Source organism: Chryseobacterium sp. HNCC26DJ238 (genome assembly GCF_057180465.1).
Map to the genome: position 1 here is coordinate 140,951 of NZ_JBXUGI010000010.1, position 17,072 is coordinate 158,022.

Genomic DNA, 17,072 nt, shown 5'->3' on the forward strand with positions numbered 1-17,072 from the left:
TGAGTTAATAAATTTAAAGCATTTTTCTTCGTTCAAAAAGTTCTTTTGCTTCTATTAGAGCACTGTGTAGCTTCTTCTCCAATTCTTTTTTTGGTGGTAATTCTGTCCAATACTCAGAAACAATAATTCCGTCTTTATGCATTTCCAAAAGTTCTATCTGCTCTTTACTGCTTTCAGCACAAAGTATCAATCCAATTGGTGTTTCTTCGCCTTCCTGACGTTCGTTTTTATTGAGCCATTTGAGGTATAGTTCCATTTGTCCTTTATGTTTTGCCTGGAATTTGCCTAACTTTAATTCTATGGCGATGAGTCTTTTTAATGAGCGATTAAAAAATAAAAGGTCAAGATAAAAATCTTCCCCGTCAATAATCATCCTTTTTTGACGTTCAACAAAAGCAAAACCTTTTCCTAATTCTAAAATAAATTTCTCCAGTTCACTGAGAATTGCCGTTTCAATATCTTTTTCTAAATAACCGTTCTGTAATCCCAAAAAATCTAACAGATAAGGATCTTTAAATGTGTTGACCGGAAAATTTTCGTTAGGTAATGATTGTAAATTGGCAATTTCAGTTCGTTCAAAAGTTTTATTTGAAATTTGTTTGCGAAGTTCTCTTACACCAAGCCTTTCATTGATTGCCAGTTGTGCATAAAATTGTTTAGCTTCGTAAGATTTCAAAGAAAAAAGTTCTATAAAATGAGACCAGCTTAATTTTTGTGACAATACGGTAACCCATTCAATATTGGAAAATTGATCAGAAAATTTGACCATTCTTCTTATATTCTTTTCTGCAAAATTTCGTCCATAAAGATTTTCCAATTTTGCCGACAGTGTCGGCAAAATCTGTTTTCCATATTCTGCACGTCGATTTTTCAAAATTTCATCGTTAATACGTCTTCCAACCTGCCAGAATAAAACGGTCAATGTACTGTTAGCCTGCATTGCTACCTGATGACGATTTTTCTCTATTAATTGTAATAAATCAACCCATAGTTTTTCGTCTGGAAATAGTATAGGATCATCAGGAGATTCTGTGTTTTTTAATTTTTTAAGCATACTTTTTAATCATCATTTGAGTCGTTATAGTTTCAAATATAACCCTTTAAATTATTATTATACTTTCAAACATTGATGTAATAATGTCCGTTTTCGCACAAATAGTGTCCGATAATGAACAGTCTCATATTTACTGAAATTATTTCAGTTCACATTATCAGTTGATTACAGAGTTTTAAATCTCTGGTATTTGATTTGTCTAATATATTGTAAGTAAATTAGTTATCTCAAATATGGATACGAAAATAGTAAAAAAGAAGTCTAAACTGAAATTAATATTAATCATTGCTGTTTCTGCTTTGGCAGTTTCAGTTTTTGGATGGTATTTTATGAATCAGAAAAATACCTATAATGTGAAGGCAGAAGATATTCAGGTGGATGAAGTGACGAAAGGAAGATTTGAGGACATGCTGATGCTGACCGCACAAACCCAATCTCTCAATTCATCTTTAGTCAATGTTCTGGAGGGAGGTGCTGTCAAAGAAATTTTCGCAGAAGACGGTCAGATGGTGACAAAGGGACAGCCTGTTGCCAGAGTTTACAATCCGAATACGGAATTTAATTACCTGAATCAGGAGACCGGGATCATGCAGCAGGTCAGCCAGATGAGAAGTTCGTTACTGGAGCTTAAAAATCAGGAATTTAATCAGGATGAAGAATTGCTGCAGTCTCAGAACGATTATAATACTGCCCTGCAGTCTTTTAACCTTCAGAAAAGACTTTATGATGCCGAAATAGGAAAAAAGACAGATTATGAGGTTGCTTTACAAAATCTCAACTATCAGAAACAGAGAAAAGGAATTGTAGAAAAAGGTTCTGTAAGTGAAAGATCTTCAAGAAACGCTCAGCTTTCTGCCATTAATAATTCCATTGGCCAGATGGAGAAAAGTCTCCTGATTCTCCGTTCCAACAAAAACAATTTCCTGATTATGTCACCGGTCTCCGGAAGGCTGTCATCATTCAGTATTTCATTGGGACAAAACCTGACGAGTGGCGAAAGTATAGGGAAAGTAGATCTGATGGGTGGGTACAAGCTCATCGCAAAAGTAGATGAATATTATATCAACAAACTGCGAAACGGAATCAGAGGAAGTCTGGAAAGCAATGCAAAACTTTTTGAAGTTATTATCACAAAAATTCTTCCTGAGGTGAAAGACGGGCAGTTTTCTGTAGAACTGACTTTTATTGATGCAAAACCGGAAAACCTGAAAATAGGGATGACCTTCGGAGTAAAGATGAAACTTTCTGCGGATACTCAAAGTATGATGCTGCCAAAAGGAAATTTCTACAAAGATACGAATGGAAAATGGATCTTTGTTCTGAAAGGCAATAAAGCTGAAAAACGCAACATCAGTCTGGGACGTGAAAATCCCATGTATTATGAAGTCGTTTCGGGTTTGAGAAACGGTGAAAAAGTAATTACCTCAGATTATACTGAGCTTAAAAAATATGAGATTCTGAATATCAAAAAATAAAAATTATGAAAAGTAAGCAGTTGATTGTAAGTTGTATTTTTCTGATCAGTAATTTCGTTTCTGCTCAGGTTCCGAATACCCTCTCTTTAAACGATAAAATATACGGGCTTTCCAGATTCTGGAGCGAGACTAACTACAACTTTGTCTATATGTACAAAATAGATCAGGAAAAGTGGAATAATGCATATAGGGAGGCTATTACCAATGTTCAGAAAACTGATAATGATTATGAATATTTCAGGGAACTTCAAAAGCTGTGCTCCATTCTGAAAGACGGTCATACCAAAGTGTATTTTCCTGATGCTGTCCAGAATAAAATAATGACCACAAATTTTGGAGAATACAGGGTCTTTCTGACCAGTCTGCAGGGTAAAATTTTTGTTTTTGATATCAATAAAAGCAAAGAAAAAGAAATTCCTGCCGGAAGTGAGATTATTAAAGTAAACGGCATGCCTGTGAAGGAATACCAGACCAGATTTGTCAATCCCTATATTTCTGTTTCAACACAAAATGACCTGAACAGTACGGCGGGATATAATTTATTATCAGGACTGGAAGGAGAAGAATATGATATAGAACTTAAAACACCGAAAGGTGAACTTAAAAAATTTCACTGGATCCATTCAAAAACTGAAGAAAAAGAATTGAGTTCTGTTCCGCTTCCAAAACGGGGGAACTTTGAATTTAAATGGATGAGTAACGGCGTTGCCTATATTGCCGTGCGTACTTTTGATGATGCCTCAGTCGTAAAAGACTTTGAATTAAAACTTGCAGAATTAAAAAAAGCAAAAAAAATTATTCTGGATATTCGAAATAACGGGGGCGGAAGTGGAAAAAATGCATTGAACATTGCAAAATATTTTTCAAAAAGTGATACCATTTACGGAGCAAGAAATTACAGCCGGGAAATTATTCCTTCGGAAAGGGCTATAGGATCATTCCTTACTCCCCAGGATACAGTCAGCGGTAAACCGCAGTGGGGAATAACCAAAGAGGAAGCTGTCAGCTTATATAAAGCTTATTCCGGAAGTAAATTTCATCATTTTGAATACCAGCCTGCCATTGTTCATTCTGAGGTTAAGCTTTTGGTTCCCACCGTAATCCTGACGAATAATAATACTGCATCAGCAGCTGAAGATTTTCTGATCTATCTGTACAGTGAAAAAAATATTACCAGGATCGGGGATTATACCAATGGCAGTACAGGGCAGCCATTGCAGATTGAATTACCTGGAAATGCAGCAGCCTGGATCTGCACTAAAAAAGTAACATTGCCCAATGGTGAAGAATTCGTAGGAAGCGGAATTAAACCGCATCTCATGATCCAATGGAATCTGAATGACATACTTTACCCATTAAAATATGATTCTCAACTAAAAGAAGCAGATAATTATCTGAAAAAAATAAATTAATATCAGTTCTTTTTTCAAAGAAAAACCATCAGATGCCTTTAAATTCTGATAAAAAACTAAAAATTAGATAAAACATGAAAAAACTACTGTTATTAATCACGCTTACCATCAGCAGTGCATCATACACGGCCATTTTAGAAGATCAACATTTTACAGATGAAATCCGGAAAACCGAAACTGAGACTATTAATTTAGATCCTTTTGAAGCGGTAAAAACATCTCAGGCAATCGAAGTGGAAATTGTAAAATCAGAAAAAGAAAAAGCGGTCGTGACAAGTAATCATCTCAGTGATGTAAAGATTGAAGTGAAAAATAAAATACTTTATGTGCAGTACAGACCCAATGTTTCTCTGCAGAATGCTGATACGAAAGTAGTGATCTATGCAAAAGACCTGAAAAGAGTAGAAGCTGATCAGGCATCAATTGTAAAAGTGAAAAGTATTTTTAACGGCGGTAAACAGATTTTTGAAAGTAAGGGAGCAGGAAAGATCTTTGCAGATTCCAAATCTGAATCCGTACATATTAAAACTAACAGCGCCGGCGGGTTTTCAGGAAAAATTGAAACAGAAAACCTTACAGTCAATGTCAACGCTGCAGGGATCGTTAAAATCAGCGGATTGGCTGATCACGCTGTGATCACTGCTGACAATGCAGGTTCACTGGATGCTAAACAGATGAAAATAAAAACTGCAAAAGCAGATGCTTCTGCAACTTCGTCTGTTATCTTGAGTATATCTGAAGAACTGACTGCAAATGCAAGTTCCCTTGCTAAGATCAGGTACAGGACTTTGTCAGGAATCAGGCTTTCTGCCAAAAGGAGCTCCGGCGGAACAATCGATACTTTATAATTGGAGTACGGCAGTTGCTGACAGAAAATAAAACTTTCATAAAAACTTGAATTAAAGCCCAACCATACCATTTAAATAAACAGAACAATGATCAATATTCAAAACCTTTCAAAAGTATATAAAACAGAAGATGTACAGACCAATGCACTTAACAATGTTAGTTTAAACATAAAAGAAGGAGAATTTGTCGCCATTATGGGACCTTCAGGCTGCGGGAAATCAACTTTTCTGAATATTCTGGGACTTCTTGACAGTGCTTCTTCCGGTTCCTATCAATTTGAGGAGACAGAGACTGTCAATCTGAATGAGAGAAAAAAGTCAGACATCAGAAAGAAAAATATAGGTTTTATATTTCAGAATTTTAACCTGATCGATGAACTGACGGTTTTTGAAAACATAGAGCTTCCGCTGATTTATAACGGCATTTCTTCTTCAGAAAGAAAAAAACAGGTGGAAGAAATTATGGAAAAAATCAACATTTCCCACAGGGCAAAACATTATCCGCAACAGCTTTCGGGTGGTCAGCAGCAGAGAGCTGCGGTTGCAAGAGCATTGGTTACAAAACCAAAACTGATTCTTGCCGATGAACCAACCGGTAATCTTGACAGCTCAAACGGAAACGAAGTGATGAATCTTCTGGCAGAACTTCACAGAGAAGGATCTACAATCGCTATGGTGACGCACTCTTCTTATGATGCGGGTTATGCATCAAAAATAGTTACGATGAAAGACGGCGAAATTTTTTCCGAAGAACATTCTTCCCAGAGAAAAGATGTCTTTGAAAAAGCAGATGCATCGAATTTCGGATTATAAAATTTAATTAAAAACATTCATTCACCATTTTTAACTGATCTCAGGGATTTAGAAGTATTCTTTTCCCTGAGGTTTTTAAAACTGTTGATTAATCATAAATCATCAATTATGCTAAACAACTGGCTCAAAATTGCCTTCATCAACTATAAAAAAAACTGGCTTTCCACGATCATCAACCTGTTTGGACTGACTGTCGGCTTAACAGGATTTATGCTGATCATGATGCATTGGAATGATGAGGAATCATTTGAAAAATGGAATCCGAAGAAAGATCAGATCTATTATTTCCAAACCTATCATAAACCGCAAAATTCTTATGGAAATAACATTTCTATTCCCATGGCAAAACGTGCTAAAGAAATAATTCCGGAAATTGAGGATTATGTTTTGTTCAACGGATCCGGGATAGGACTGAAAATGACCACAAAAGTAAAAACCGTTTTTCAGAAAGAAGGATTGACAGCCACGGAAAATTTTTTCAGATTCTTTCCTTTCAGATTGGTGGCAGGAAGCTACAAAGATGCCCTGAAAGGGGAGAGCGCAATCGCACTTTCTACACAAGCCGCCAAAAATCTGTTTGGCACAACCAATGTTGCAGGGGAAAGTGTGAAATTTGACAATAAAAATTACGTCGTCACCGCAGTTTACGAATTACCGACAGAAAACAGCCAGATAAAGCCGGAGTTCATTATCAATCCTCCTGCAAAACAATTTAAAGATGATGAAAAAAACTGGGGGAACTTCAATTACGCATGCATTTTTATGTTAAAAAAAGGAACAGATCCTGAAGCGGTCCAGAAAAAATTTGTAAAAGACATTTTCGAATACCGGGCAAGTCTTGACAGAGGTTCTTCAGGTATGACCATTCAACAGTATCTTGATCTTTATGGCCCGACGGACAGTGTCCTCACGCCGTTGGATGAAGTGAGGCTCCATGCAAAAGCATCATGGTTCGAGAATACGGATTTTAAAACCCTGATGATTCTGTTTATACTTTCAGTTCTGATCGTTGTACTGTCAGCGATTAATTTTATTAATCTGAAGACAGCACAGGCTTCGCAGAGAGCAAAGGAAATTGGAGTGAGAAAAGCAATCGGCAGTACCAGATCGAATCTCATCCTTCAGTTTTTACTGGAAACATTTGTGATCTGTATCGCTTCCTATATACTCGCACTGGCTTTGACGGAACTTCTCTTACCAAGCTTCAACAAGTTCTATGATAAAGAAATGGTCATGAATGATTGGCATATCTACTTTTATTCACTGGCTATGGTCATGATGGTAACGCTGATCTCAGGATTGATTCCTGCCATGTATCTTTCAAACTTCAAAGCAATAGAAACTCTGAAAGGAAATTTCGCCAGAAGCAAACACGGCGTCTGGTTGAGAAACGGAATCCTTACGTTACAGTTGATCATCTCTTCCTTTTTCATTATCGGCGGATTAATTGTAAATCAGCAGGTTAAATATATGATGAATAAAGACCTTGGCTACAGTGGGAAACAGATTATGATGATCAACTTCAATGAAAGTAATGCGAAGCCCTGGCTGAAATATGAAAGACTTAAAAACGAGATGAGAACAATTCAGGGCGTGACCGACGTCTCCTACGGTGAAGCCGTGCCGGGAAGCGGAAGAAGCAGTTCGTCCAATATGGACTTTATGGATAAAAGTATCCAGGGACAGCACGGATCAATGGATTATAATTATCTTAAATTCATTAATGTAAAACTGAAAACAGGCCGCTGGCTGGATCCGCATCTGTCATCAGATACCATCAACAATGTTTTGGTAAATGAGGCTTTTGTAAGAAAATTCGGCTGGAAAGATGAAGATGCTCTGAAAAACGAGATCAAACCGGGATTTGATAACAAAAAGTATAAAATTGTAGGTGTCGTCAAAGATTTTAATCTGCGAAGTCTGAGAACAGAAGTTGAACCGATCATATTTTTCCATTACAGGGAAACGGAATGGAAAAAATTCAATGTCTACAATATCCAGCTGAAAATAGATCCGAATGATATTGATGGAACTGTAAAAAGACTCAAAACCTATTGGCAGAACAATGTAGAGCAGGGATATCCTTTCGATTACTATTTTCTGGATCAGAAATTTGCTAAAACGTTTGAAAAATATCAGAAACAGCAGACCCTTTTCACTATTCTGAATGCAATGGTTCTGATGGTAGCGCTGTTGGGATTATTTGCCCTGTCTTCATTAATGATTGAGCAGAAACTGAAAGATGTCGCCATCAGAAAAACACTCGGGGCATCAGATAGCATTCTCGTTATCGGACTGACAAAACAATTCCTGTGGATCACTCTGACTGCTGTATTGATCAGTATTCCGATCAGCTACTATCTGATGAATGAATGGCTGAAAGATTTTGCTTACAGGATCGATATGCAGGTTTGGCCTTTTATCTTCAGTCTTGTCATTTTACTTTTTCTGACATTCTCTGTCGTAAGCATAAAAGCCTATAAAGCGACCAAAGTGAATCTTGTTAAATATCTGAAATACGAATAAGGCTGAAAATCAGGGGGTCGGATGCCGGAAGATTTTACATCCGGGCTTTAAATATGATTCAGAATTTCAGGATTTAGAAATCATGCTTCTGACCTCTGTTTTTTACCAAAATCAAAAAAATGAAAAAACTATTCTTTATACTGTTAATCAATTTTTTTCCAGCACAGCAAAACTGGACTTTGCAGGAAAGCCTTGATTATGCATACAGAAATCATCCGCTGATCAAACAGGCAATTGTAAACATCAGGAAAAATGATCACCAGATTTCTGCAGCAAAAGGAATGCTGCTGCCTTCCGTAGAAGCCGGGGGCAATCATAATTACAATTTCGGATTGGGGATCAATCAGACTAGCAACCAGAGAGAAGCAGTAAATACTCAATATGATAATGTCTATGTACAGGCAGGTTGGGAACTGTTTAACTGGCGGAATTATCTTAATATTTCCTTATCAAAAATAAATAGGGAAAGTTCAGTCTACAGAATGAAACAGGCTCAGAATGAGGTCAGGCTTAATGTCATTCAGATGTTTTTCAATTATCAGAACAGTAAGAGCTGGTTGGATGTTTTGCAGACACAGCTTTCAGGAATCGAAGATCAGATCCGGCGTACCGAAAAAGAAGTGGAAATAGGTAACCGTCCAAAAAGTGATGTGTATGACATAAAGGCAAATCTCGGAACCCTGCAGGAACAGTGGGTATCGGCAAAGAATTCGAAGGATCTTTCTAAAATAAATTTATTGAGTGCACTGGCTGTTACCAGTGATTCCATAGATTTTATAATGGAGGATGAAAATCTGCCGTCCTTCAATTTTGATGATCCACAGTTTGTAACAGACCTTCTGGAAAAGAATCCAGCGTACAAAACTGTAGTCAACGAAATAAAAGCTGCTGAAAAAAATATAAACATAGCCAGATCAGCTTATCTTCCTACCATCAACGGTGCATACAGCTGGTCCAGTTTTTACAGCAGAAACTTAGGTCAACCTGCAGATCAATTCTCTGATCAGTTTAAAAGAAATAAAAGCCAACAGGTCTCTTTCGGACTTTCTATTCCTGTATTTAACAGACTTCAGGTTAAAAACAATGTAGAGATTGCAAAACTCAATGTCATCAATTATCGTTACGAAAAAGAAATTATTATCAATACGATTATCCAAACTATCAATTCTATTAAAACTCAATTTCAGAGTTCTGAAAAAAAATATATTTTGTTGAAATCTAACTTTGAAAATCAGAAATTATCTTTTCAGAAATCTGAGGAAAAATATAAAGAAGGACTGATGGACGCCTATACTTTTTTTGTAGTAAGAAATAACTGGCTTCAGGCAAATTATAATCTTATCAACAGTAAAAATGAAGTCATGCAGCAGACAGAATTAATAAAAGTTCTTCAGTCACATCCTGATTTTTAAAATGAACTGATAATTAAAAATTTTAACAGTCAGCTTATTTGATGAAATAAAACAGATCTCTGTACGGTCTCGATAGTCTACTCATTTTTCTTAATGAATACTCTTTTCATAAATCTTATATGTTTTTAGGTTTTTTCATGTAATTTCCTTTTTGACAGACCCTTGAAGTTACTTTCGAGGGATAAAAAGGGTCTGATAATTTGATCAATTGTTCGTATGCCTGTAATTTTGCAGTCAACACAAATGATGAATAAAAACAGAAATACTGACAGGATATTTTCCAGGCATAAGATTGATATATGTCTGGGAAAATTCATCCTTACAGTGCTTCTGTTTTTTTCTTTAACAGGATATGCTCAAATCTATATCGGCGAAAAAACGGTTGTCTATAACATTCAGCAGTTAAATACAAAAGACTCTCTCACTTATAAAACTTCGGGAATTAATCCTGAACCGGGAAGGAGTAATCCAGATAAATCTTCAGACCGTTTACGGTTTACTGAAAAAATCAGAAATACAGAACGACGGAAAAAGTTTTCAAAAGTATCCTCTTCAAAAACAACAAAAAAGACCAAAGTTTTAACTCGGGAAAGAATCACAGAGAAAATTACTGCTTATTCTGATTTTTGTACCTCTACTGACCGGAAATATAATCTGAGATTATCTGACCCTGATTTTGAGATACTTAATCACAGATTCAGGTTCGATATGGTCTACAGTTATGCGGTTTTTATAAAGAAACTGGATGATCATTTTTTCAGACCGCAATTACCGTTGAATGGTCAGATTATTCAATATAAATCGAGATACAGATGCTATTTAAGCATCAGGCCGCCGCCCTGTCTGTTCTTTAAAATACATTACGTTTAAAAAGCAGAGTATAATTCAATAAAATACAAATGAAAAAATATATAGTAATACTAGTGATGAATTTTCTATTTTCATCATTACTAAATGCGCAGGTAGGGGTCAACACGGATAAGCCGGATGCCCGGGCAGGTCTGCATGTTTCAGAAAAGAAAGATCCTTCCAGTGCAGATCCTGATGTCTATAACGGGATTATCATCCAGCGTTATACCGAAGCTCAGAGAGATGCCCGGCTTACTCCAAATATGAATACAGGTCAGCACAGTCTGATGATTTATAATACAACTGAAGACTGTTATAACTACTGGAATAATATTGAGCAGGAATGGAAAAGTCTTTGTGGTGCACTGGGAAAATCTCAATTTACCTTTGATTGTGCAGCCATTGAAGTAAGAGGGACCTATGTAGAAGGCAGAGAGCTAACCGCTTCAAATTACCTTTCAATTCCGGTAACAGTTACCAAAGCAGGAGAGTATACTGTAATCGTAACCACAACCAATGGTTACAGCTTTTTTACTTCAGGAACTTTCCTGAACACCGGATCATATACGATTCAGGTGGTCGGACAGGGAACTCCCGTTCTGGTTCAGGCAGACGGCCTGTCTGTCAATGCTAACGGTATAGATATTACCTGTAATCCTGTAAGGACAGTAACGGTTATGTCAGCGGCAGGTACTTATACCATGGCATGCGGTACAGCAACAGTAAACGGTGTTTATACTGTTGGCGTAGCGCTGGCTGCAGCGAATACGATTACTTTACCGGTCAATGTATCGGTCCTGGGAAGCTATACGATTACCACCAATACAGTAGAGGGAATTTCTTTCAGCGGTTTCGGAACATTTACATCAATTGGTAACCAGAATATTACCCTTCAGGGTACAGGAACGCCTTCTTCTACAACAATTAAAACACTAACCATTACATCAGACAGCCAGGGGAGTGTATCTACATCATGTAATGTAGATGTTGTTGTCGTAATTCCTGCAAAGAGACTTCTTACCATAGGTACCAGTGAAAACGGTTATGGATATAATTTTTCAGGAAATGCAGCTTCGAACAGATTGATTACTACTGCAACAAATTATGGGACACAGCCCAACAGTGTTGTGAAATTTGCAGGATGGCAGATTACCAACGGAACAAACGCTCCGACCACAGCACAGTTAAACAACTGGCTATTAAGTGCAAATCCTGTAGATGTCGTTGTATTGGGATACAGCTGGACAATGAGTGATGCAGATGCAGATGTTTTAACACGATATCTGGCAAGAGGAGGAGTTGTAATAGCCTACAGTGAAAGTAATTCCGGGATCCAGAGACTGTGCAGAAGTTTATTTGCAGACTCATCCATTAATGCGACAAGTGTTAACAATGCCGGTGCTCTGTATCGTTTACCATATACTGATGATGAAATTCTCAACGGATCATTCGGAGATGTACGGGGAATGAAATGGGGTGAAGATGCCTCTTCGACTACCTACCTGACCAACCTGCCGGGTTCAGAAATAATTATCTATTCAGATGCTACCAATTTATCGACAGCGAATCCTTCCTCCACCGCAGGAAGAGTTACCGCTTTCAGACACAGAAACCTGAATTTCATCTGGGTAGGTGATGGTGGTTTCAATTCTAATGAGAATTCAGCGGCGACCACAATTTGTCCATTCAGATTGAATGCATCTAATTTCCCGATACCTAAACCAGCATATGGAAATGGAGGATCAGCATACAGGGATAATGTTTATAATTCAGTTTTCACAGCAAATGCTTTTGCATGGGCAATAAAACGTGCTGAGTTTAATGGCATAAACACCCAATAATTAAAAGAGTGTTCATTCTTTTATTTTAAGAGTCCGCCTCACATTTAGTGGGGCGGATTTATTTTATTTCCATAATTAACGAAAGATTCAGATAGGTCCGCAGTGATCATTTTTGTGAGATATTGATTTAAGTTCTGGGCAAGAATTTAAAATATTTCGCTGATATTATAGATGTCAGAATTTTTATACTGACTGTAGAGGTGTGCATGAAATTCATTAAGTTTTTTAAGGGTAGTAAGAAATTCATTTTTTTCTTCAGCTGTCATCTGACATGAAAGAAGTTTCGAGGTAACATTAACATCTGCGACCGATTTACTGAATACTTCTTTACCCGCTTCTGTAAGATTCAGGCGTTTCATCCTTTTATCATCTTTGTCATTTTTTTCCTCAACAAGACCTGCTTCTCTTAACCTTTTGATAATCTGAGTTCCTGTCTGTTTCTCATGACCGTTTTTTTCAATAAGCTGTATTTTAGTCAGAAAAGGTTCGTCTTTAAGCCTGTAGAGATAAGTGAATTCTTCATTCGCAAGATCGGGAAAAGCATTGAGCCCCTTACGGATAAGCTGTTTAGAAAATCGGCCCAGCAAGATAACCTGCTTGCATATTTCGTTTTCAATAAAAGAAACCGGTTGATTTTCATTTCTAAAAAGCTTGGTTGAACTCTCTTCCCTGTATTTTTTATCATTCATCCACCGACGGAAATCCTCCACTGTAGAGTGGGGTCTGCAGGTATCTGAGTCTTCAAATTCTTTTACCTGATGGAGAAGATCTAAAAAAAAATCCGTTTGCATTATAAATTTTTGTAAAGATATTAATTTTGTGTTTTTTCTCAGAACTATAATTTAACTGCACCCATACCGCCGTCAATTCCTATGATCTGTCCGGTAATCCAGGAGGAATTATCTGAAAGTAAAAATTCAGCCATTTTTGCCATTTCTTCTGCATTTCCTACTCTTTGCAGCGGATGTCTTTTTGCTGAAGCTTCCTGCTTTTCAGGTGTTGACAGAAGCTGAGACGCAAGACCTGTATCGGTAAGGGAAGGGGCAATGGCATTCACCCTTATTTTAAGAGCAGAAAATTCTGCAGCTAAACTCTTAGTTAAACCCTCAACAGCATTTTTACTTGCTGAAATAGAGGCATGAAAAGGCATTCCTACTTTTGCAGCGACAGAACTGAATAAAACGACAGATGCACTCTGTGATTTTTTTAAATTCGGAAGCAGTTTTTGAATACATCTTACTGCGCCTATGACATTGATTTCGAAATCATTCTTAAAATCATCGGCAGTCAGCCTGTTGAATGGTTTCAGATTAATACTTCCGGGTGCATAGACCAATCCGTCAACAACGTCAGGAAAATGAAGGTCATCAAGATTTCCACTGAGTATATCCATCTGATGAAAATCGATATTGAGCGCTTCAGTCTCAGGAGTTTGTGTTCTTGAGATTCCTGTAATATGATTGTTTTCAGGCAGAATTTTTGCGGAGGCCCATCCAATTCCTTTTCCACATCCGATGATGACTATATTTTTTATTTTGTACATATTTTGTAAATAATAATTGATGTTTCCTCAGTTCAGAGAAATAGCAGGGAACCTACCGCTTTGATATTTTATTATGGCTGATTGTTCTCTGTCTGCTGCATCTGAACCTGTCAATTTCCGGATTCCGTTTTTTGAGATGTTTCCGGCTGACTCCTGAGTTCACCCTTTTTCGCCAGAGTCTGAAGCTGGAAGGCTTCAGTTCAGAACGCATTACTTCTATGACTTCTGATTCCTGTATTCCAAACTGAAACGCAATCGCTTCAAACGGTGTACGGTCTTCCCATGCCATCTCTATGATTCTGTCAGTTTCCTGTAAATTAAATTGTTTCAGCATTTTTTATAAGTTTTTAATCGTTTTTACCGCGTCGGTAAAAAGAGATGATCTTTTTTCAACGGTCATTTTATCCAGTCTATTCAACATCATTCCCAACCTGGGATTCGTTTTAAAAAAATCCCTGTTTACATTTACAAAATTCCAGAAAAGCGAATTCCATTGATCTGTCCAGTCTCCATCAGGATAGTCACTCATTTTTTTAATATAATTGCTCCCGCTGATATAGGGCTTGGTACTCATTTTTCCACCGTCTGAAAAACTGCTCATTCCATATACATTCGGAACCATCACCCAGTCATACGAATCAATAAACATTTCCATGAACCACTGATACACCTCATCGGGACTGAACCGGCAGAGATTCATAAAATTAGCCAGGATCATAAGCCGTTCGATGTGATGTGCATAGCCGGTTTCCAAAACTTTAAGAATGGTACTGTCAATGGGCCTGATCCCTGTTTCAGCAGTATAAAAAGATACTGGAAGCAGGTTGTGGTGTTTCCAGTAATTTTTATTTCTCTGAAAGCTTCCCTGGTAGATATACATCCCTCTCACAAATTCTCTCCATCCTAAGATCTGCCGTACAAAACCTTCCAGAGAATTAATGGGAACGTCAAATTCCGTCGCATAGCTGATCGACTCCTCAAGAACTTTGTCCGCTGTAAGTAAACCGATATTAAGGAGGGGAGACAGTACACTGTGGTGAAGAAAATGTTCCCTTTCTACAATACTGTCTTCGTAAACTCCGAATTCTGAAAAACGCTCTTCCAGAAATTGAGCCAGCCATCGGTCAGCTTCATCAAAAGTGACCGGATACAGCTGGTAAGAGGTCAGTTTTCCATAATGGGTGCTGAAATGCTTTTCGGTATATTTTTTAGCTTCTTCGTAATATTCATTATTTTCAGGAAAATAAATGGAGGGCGCTTTTTTTCTTTTAGGATATTTTTTCCTGTTTTCTGTATCATAGGTCCATTTTCCGCCCATGGGTTTTCCTGCTTTCATCAGGATATTCCTGCTGATTCTCTGCTGTTTGTAAAAATCAGTCTGATGATAACTTTTTTTATCTTCAAAATAATCTTTCAGATCTTCTTTCGTATTGATGAAAAGAGGACTTTCTAAAACTTCCAGCTCAAGCTGGGTTGTTCTGATCCTTTTTTCCAGCCAATTATCACATACATCAGTAATAAGAACTTTGGTAAAACTTTCCTTTTCTAAATATTCAATTAATTTACGGACATCAGAAAGTGGAGAAGCGCATTCTATATATTCGACCGTAAAGTTATTCTTAATTAAATACGCTTCATAGAACTTCATGCTGGCTCTGTGAAGAGCAATCTTCTGTTTGTGAAACCGATATTGTTTAAAAAACAGAAATTCTTCTACCAGAAATACCGGCTGATGTTGATCTAGATATTCTGTATTTCTGAAAAGCTGATGCGGAAAGATTAACTGTGCGGCAGACCTTTTTGCTGATGACATCTTTTTTTATTTTAATGAGACTGATGCTGATGCTTTTTTGTTTTTACGGCACTTTTCACTGCAGTACTTTACCTCATCCCAGTTTTTTTTCCACTTTTTTCTCCAGTTAAAAGGTAGTCCACAAGCTTCACAAATTTTTGAAGGCAGGTTGGCAGGCATTTCAGAGAAGGTATTTTTTATAATGATTGATTTCGATATCTTTTGCTTTCAGGTCATGCATCATATTATACAGTCCGAAAAACGTTCTGTTCAGATAGATAAAATGCCTTGAGCCCCTGTTGGCATTCATCCCTTTCATATCACTGAGTTTTGCATAACGCTGTCCCAGATCTGCGATTTCCTGGAAAAAAGTTTCATCAGAAAAATCAAACTTTTCTACATTGAACGGCCTTGTGAATAACTCAAGGAGTTCATAAAAAAGTTTATTAAAAAATTCATGCTCCCGTGGTGAATCATCGTGGCGTAATATCTCAAGCTGATACAGTTTTTCACTGAAAATTTCGGGATTATTCAGATTATGCTTTTTAGCAAGTTCAAAATAAGGCCTGTAGAAATCTTCCGGAATTTCTTTGATACATCCAAAATCAATGACAAGCAGTCTCAGGTCTTCAGAGATCAGAAAATTTCCCGGATGTGGATCTGCGTGCACTTCTTTCAGAACATGCATCTGGTACATATAAAAATCCCACAGGGTCTGTCCGACCTTATTAAGATCTTCCTGTGAATTGTTGAGTTTAGTAAACTCTGAAAAGTGTTTTCCGTTCATCCAGTCCATCGTGATAATCCTTTCACAGGAAAATTCAGGATAGTATTGAGGAAAACCGATATTCGGCAGATGGCTGCATTTTTCAGAAATATGCTGACTTCTTTTAAGCTCAAGATCATAATCTGTCTCCTCAAAAAGTTTGTTTTCAACTTCTTGGAAATAGGATTCTGAACCCTCTTTTTTGATGTTAAACATTTTCATGGCAATCGGTTTGACCATTTTAAGATCACTGGATATGCTTTCCCTTACTCCGGGATACTGAATTTTTACGGCAAAGTTTTTATCACCTTTTTTTGCTTTGTGAACCTGACCTATGCTTGCAGCATTAACAGATTCGGGTGTAAATTCATCAAAGATTTCTTCAGGATTTTTACCGAAATATTTTCTGAAAGTTTTATTGACCAATGCTACGGAAAGGGGAGGGACAGAAAACTGGGACAGCGAAAATTTTTCAACATACGCCTGAGGAAGAATATTTTTTTCCATACTCAGCATCTGGGCAACCTTAAGGGCAGAGCCTTTCAGTTCTTTCAGAGAATCATAAATATCAGAGGCATTGTCCTCATTCAGAATTTTAAGTGCTTCATCTTCTTTTTTATCTTTTGTGATTTTATTTCCGTAATATTTGATATAATTAACGCCAACTTTTGCACCTGCTTTCAGCAGGCTGCCCGTCCTTTCTAATTTTCCTGTAGGTATTTTATTGAGTGTTTTCATCTG

At 37.2% G+C, this 17,072-nt stretch carries 15 protein-coding genes; 8 read left to right on the forward strand and 7 right to left on the reverse strand.

The window, feature by feature from the left end; genetic code table 11:
* Positions 1 to 13: 13 nt before the first annotated feature.
* Entirely contained in the window at positions 14 to 1,054 is a 1,041-nt protein-coding gene (locus AC2A07_RS11335; RefSeq protein WP_484050492.1) for a PDDEXK nuclease domain-containing protein, read from the reverse strand.
* Between the two features lie 233 nt (positions 1,055 to 1,287).
* On the opposite strand from AC2A07_RS11335, the gene AC2A07_RS11340 reads away from it, so the two are divergent.
* From AC2A07_RS11340 to AC2A07_RS11375, 8 genes are all read left to right on the forward strand, one after another.
* Positions 1,288 to 2,529: an efflux RND transporter periplasmic adaptor subunit gene (locus AC2A07_RS11340; RefSeq protein WP_484050493.1), complete on the forward strand. Its 1,242-nt coding sequence runs from the start codon at positions 1,288 to 1,290 to the stop codon at positions 2,527 to 2,529.
* Between the two features lie 5 nt (positions 2,530 to 2,534).
* Positions 2,535 to 3,941 carry a S41 family peptidase gene (locus tag AC2A07_RS11345; RefSeq protein ID WP_484050494.1) on the forward strand — a complete coding sequence of 469 codons (1,407 nt, stop codon included), beginning with the start codon at positions 2,535 to 2,537 and terminating at the stop codon, positions 3,939 to 3,941.
* 74 nt (positions 3,942 to 4,015) lie between these two features.
* Positions 4,016 to 4,789, forward strand: a complete 774-nt coding sequence (locus AC2A07_RS11350; RefSeq protein ID WP_484050495.1) for a GIN domain-containing protein — start codon at positions 4,016 to 4,018, stop codon at positions 4,787 to 4,789.
* A gap of 87 nt (positions 4,790 to 4,876) precedes the next feature.
* Positions 4,877 to 5,602 (forward strand): ABC transporter ATP-binding protein, encoded by a 726-nt coding sequence (locus AC2A07_RS11355; RefSeq protein ID WP_484050496.1) that lies wholly within the window; start codon positions 4,877 to 4,879, stop codon positions 5,600 to 5,602.
* A gap of 108 nt (positions 5,603 to 5,710) precedes the next feature.
* A complete protein-coding gene (locus AC2A07_RS11360; RefSeq protein ID WP_484050497.1) occupies positions 5,711 to 8,128 on the forward strand; it encodes an ABC transporter permease in 2,418 nt (805 codons plus the stop codon).
* Between the two features lie 119 nt (positions 8,129 to 8,247).
* Positions 8,248 to 9,540 carry a TolC family protein gene (locus tag AC2A07_RS11365; protein WP_484050498.1) on the forward strand — a complete coding sequence of 431 codons (1,293 nt, stop codon included), beginning with the start codon at positions 8,248 to 8,250 and terminating at the stop codon, positions 9,538 to 9,540.
* A 216-nt stretch (positions 9,541 to 9,756) separates the two neighbouring features.
* Complete coding sequence (locus AC2A07_RS11370; protein ID WP_484050499.1) at positions 9,757 to 10,410, forward strand: hypothetical protein; 654 nt, start codon at positions 9,757 to 9,759, stop codon at positions 10,408 to 10,410.
* Between the two features lie 29 nt (positions 10,411 to 10,439).
* Positions 10,440 to 12,230 (forward strand): hypothetical protein, encoded by a 1,791-nt coding sequence (locus AC2A07_RS11375; protein ID WP_484050500.1) that lies wholly within the window; start codon positions 10,440 to 10,442, stop codon positions 12,228 to 12,230.
* Between the two features lie 146 nt (positions 12,231 to 12,376).
* Here AC2A07_RS11375 and AC2A07_RS11380 read toward each other — a convergent pair whose 3' ends face one another.
* The 6 genes from AC2A07_RS11380 to AC2A07_RS11405 are packed head-to-tail and all read right to left on the reverse strand — an operon-like array spanning position 12,377 to position 17,069.
* Positions 12,377 to 13,021 (reverse strand): MarR family winged helix-turn-helix transcriptional regulator, encoded by a 645-nt coding sequence (locus tag AC2A07_RS11380; RefSeq protein WP_484050501.1) that lies wholly within the window; start codon positions 13,019 to 13,021, stop codon positions 12,377 to 12,379.
* A 44-nt stretch (positions 13,022 to 13,065) separates the two neighbouring features.
* Positions 13,066 to 13,773, reverse strand: coding sequence for an SDR family NAD(P)-dependent oxidoreductase (locus AC2A07_RS11385; protein ID WP_484050502.1), 708 nt, complete (start codon positions 13,771 to 13,773; stop codon positions 13,066 to 13,068).
* A 52-nt stretch (positions 13,774 to 13,825) separates the two neighbouring features.
* Positions 13,826 to 14,107 (reverse strand): TIGR03643 family protein, encoded by a 282-nt coding sequence (locus AC2A07_RS11390; RefSeq protein ID WP_484050503.1) that lies wholly within the window; start codon positions 14,105 to 14,107, stop codon positions 13,826 to 13,828.
* A 3-nt stretch (positions 14,108 to 14,110) separates the two neighbouring features.
* Positions 14,111 to 15,586, reverse strand: coding sequence for a cryptochrome/photolyase family protein (locus AC2A07_RS11395; RefSeq protein ID WP_484050504.1), 1,476 nt, complete (start codon positions 15,584 to 15,586; stop codon positions 14,111 to 14,113).
* Positions 15,587 to 15,592: 6 nt separating this feature from the next.
* Positions 15,593 to 15,745, reverse strand: a complete 153-nt coding sequence (locus AC2A07_RS11400; RefSeq protein ID WP_484050505.1) for a DUF2256 domain-containing protein — start codon at positions 15,743 to 15,745, stop codon at positions 15,593 to 15,595.
* Position 15,746: 1 nt separating this feature from the next.
* The gene (locus AC2A07_RS11405) at positions 15,747 to 17,069 is read right to left on the reverse strand and encodes an ABC1 kinase family protein (RefSeq protein ID WP_484050506.1); all 1,323 of its coding nucleotides are present in this window, start codon (positions 17,067 to 17,069) and stop codon (positions 15,747 to 15,749) included.
* Between the last annotated feature and the right edge of the window lie 3 nt (positions 17,070 to 17,072).